This window comes from Microvirga sp. P4_G7 (assembly GCF_056401005.1).
In genome coordinates, this window is record NZ_JBFUKD010000547.1 from 1 (window position 1) to 2,554 (window position 2,554).

Here is a 2,554-nt window from a genome sequence, read left to right on the forward strand (position 1 = left end):
GTCCTACGATGCCGACGGCGTCCTACGATGCCGACGGCTCCGGAAAGGGCGCCGCGATCCAGATCGTGGTGCTCGGCAAGAATCTGAAGATGACCGTCAACGACTTCTACGTCGTGTAGGACGCGGGGCGCGCGTGCGGGCAGGAGCCTTGTCTCCGCCCGCTAGCTCTGCCGCTGAGCGACGAGGCGGATGAGATCCGCCTGTCTCGACGTTCCCGTTTTCGAGAACAACGACTGGAGTTGTGTCTTGGCAGTGTTCCGACTGATCTGAATTCGTTCGGAATAGGTCGTCAAGGTTTCGCCGGCAGCCAGGGCGTCGAGCAGTTTTGTTTCGGCCGGAGTCAAATGGCATCCGCGCTTGACTTGCTCGATGACGCTTACGTGCCTCCGCCGCGTCGGCCGGAACACGATCAGCGCGTGGGGAGAGGATGTCCCGAACCAGGTTTGATGTCGGCGAAGAGGGATGATGGTCGCCTTCAGAGCTTCCGATGTCTTTGCGTGAAGGGCGATATAGCGCGGGCGGCCGCTATCGATTGCTGATGACAGCACTCGCTTCAGGTCATTTTGACTTTCCTGTTGCGGGACCAACCGTTCGGACACGAGCTTGACGAACGTGCCGTCCTGCAAAAGGCGTTGTGCTCGTCTGTTCACATCGGAGACGATCCCATCGCGCGAGATAAGCATCGCCGGCAAGTCCAGCTGATCCAGAGCGCCGTAGCGGATCAGCGCCGAACCGGACCATGTGTTGAGTTTGGAGCTGATGTCCACGGCCTGGCGAATGTGTGCGATCAAGATACCCATCGCCCGCCTTTCCTCATTGGAGTGAGGAACGGAGTCGGTGCCGCGGTGAGACGTCAGGAACATCACCGTCGACGCCCCTAAATCGATGTGGGCTCCAATGCAATGATGCAGGTGCTGGGGACGCATCCAATCGTTGTAGAATTCGCCCGCCATCAGCAATGGCTCCGGCACGAGCTCGAAGATGTCGGCGACGTGCATCTCCGGAGCCTCTATGGCGGCCGGATAGATTGGGTTGACGAAGGAAAAGTGGCTCTTGTAGCTGTCGATCGACGCCCTTTCGAAGCCTTGACTCGCCTCGACGAGCATTCTTCCAGAGGTCGTGTCGTGAGCGTAAAGCGATCCTGTCCCGCGAAACAGGTCAGCGACGCCGCACGCCACATCGCCCCATTTCTCTGGCTCGAGGGCCGCCTGATAGATGATCTGGACGGTGTCCAGAAGGTCGCCGGAAATCGACGTCACGGGTCGGCTCCGAATAGGAAAGTTCGGCTTCGCTGGTCTCGAACGAAAGGCTTCTGACGCTCTCAGGCAACGCTGCTTGGGCCGAAAAGCAGTCGACGATTCACCGTGTTTGGGACAAACCAAGGTGGATCCGTCTAAGCCATTCGGGGCCGAGAGCGATCATTCTTCTAGTTGTAGATGACCTTCGCTGTAATAACAACACAAATGACGCAGAGTATCGCGTTCGATCTCCGTGATCACATTTGGAGTTGTTCGACAAGGAGAGGGTCAGCCTCTACGGAAGGTCGGTGACTGCCACTCTGATATCAGCTCGTCACTCTCGACCGCCTCGATCTGCTCGCTGAATCGGGTGCGGTACAGGGACAATAGCGCGTCGTGTCCGGAATCCGACGAACTGCAGATTCCGTCGGTGACCAGGATGACGCGATAGCCGTGATCAATCGCCCCGAAGACAGTCGCGAGAACGCAGACATCGGTTTCCGATCCCGTGACGACCAGGGTATCGATCTGACGGCGGCGAAGATGCTCGCGCAACCTTCTCCCGGTGAACGCCGAATAGACGGGTTTGTCGATGACTGTCGCAGGCGGCGCAAACTGCTCGAGCGCGGGCATGAGTCGGAGCAGAGCCGGGTCGAGATTCTGTCGCGTCACCGCCGACCATTTCTCATAATAAAGCCGCCATGTTCCCGGCATCTCGCGCGGTGTCCTGGGCGGAATGAATCGGGTAAAGACGGTACGCTCAGAAAATTGCTCCGCAATCTTCACGATTGTCGGGAGAACGCGATCTATCCACGGTGTCGGCCATGGACCGTCCGACGAGAACAACCGCTGCATATCGATGCAAAGGTGGATGCTGTTGGGGCCTATCGGACGATTGAGACTTTCCGCCATGCTCCCGCTCTCGCGTCAGTAGCCTCCGACGATCGGCAGGATTTCTCCTGTGATGTAGCTCGCGCAATGGGACGAGGCCAGGAAAACGAAGGCTGGGGCGATTTCCTCCGGCTGCGCCGGTCGTTTCATCGGCGTGTCGCTCCCAAATTCCGCGATGTCCTCGAGCCGCTTGTCGGCAGGATTCAGCGGCGTCCAAACCGGTCCCGGAGCGACCGCATTGACGCGGATCCCTCGCTCGACCAATTGCCCTGCAAGCGAACGCGTGAATGCATGAATTCCGCCCTTCGTCGTCGCATAATCCAAAAGGTGCTTGCTTCCCATCAAGCCCGTGACGGACCCCGTATTGACGATCGCGGCGCCACTTTTCATATGCGGGACGGCTGCTTTCGCCATATGGAAATAGC

3 protein-coding genes are annotated in these 2,554 nt (G+C 58.8%); all 3 read right to left on the reverse strand.

Features of this window, described 5'->3' with window-relative positions; genetic code table 11:
* Positions 1-161: 161 nt before the first annotated feature.
* Positions 162-1,259, reverse strand: coding sequence for a helix-turn-helix transcriptional regulator (locus tag AC1DT3_RS17715; RefSeq protein ID WP_477466550.1), 1,098 nt, complete (start codon positions 1,257-1,259; stop codon positions 162-164).
* Between the two features lie 267 nt (positions 1,260-1,526).
* The gene (locus tag AC1DT3_RS17720; protein ID WP_477466551.1) at positions 1,527-2,150 is read right to left on the reverse strand and encodes a cysteine hydrolase family protein; all 624 of its coding nucleotides are present in this window, start codon (positions 2,148-2,150) and stop codon (positions 1,527-1,529) included.
* Between the two features lie 15 nt (positions 2,151-2,165).
* Positions 2,166-2,554, reverse strand: a 389-nt coding sequence (locus tag AC1DT3_RS17725) for an SDR family oxidoreductase (protein ID WP_477466552.1), incomplete at its 5' end; no start/stop codon positions are given.

Excerpts from the sequence above, each read along its gene's own strand:
- AC1DT3_RS17720 (WP_477466551.1), bottom strand. The coding sequence starts at position 2,150 with ATGGCGGAAAGTCTCAATCGTCCGATAGGCCCCAACAGCATCCACCTT.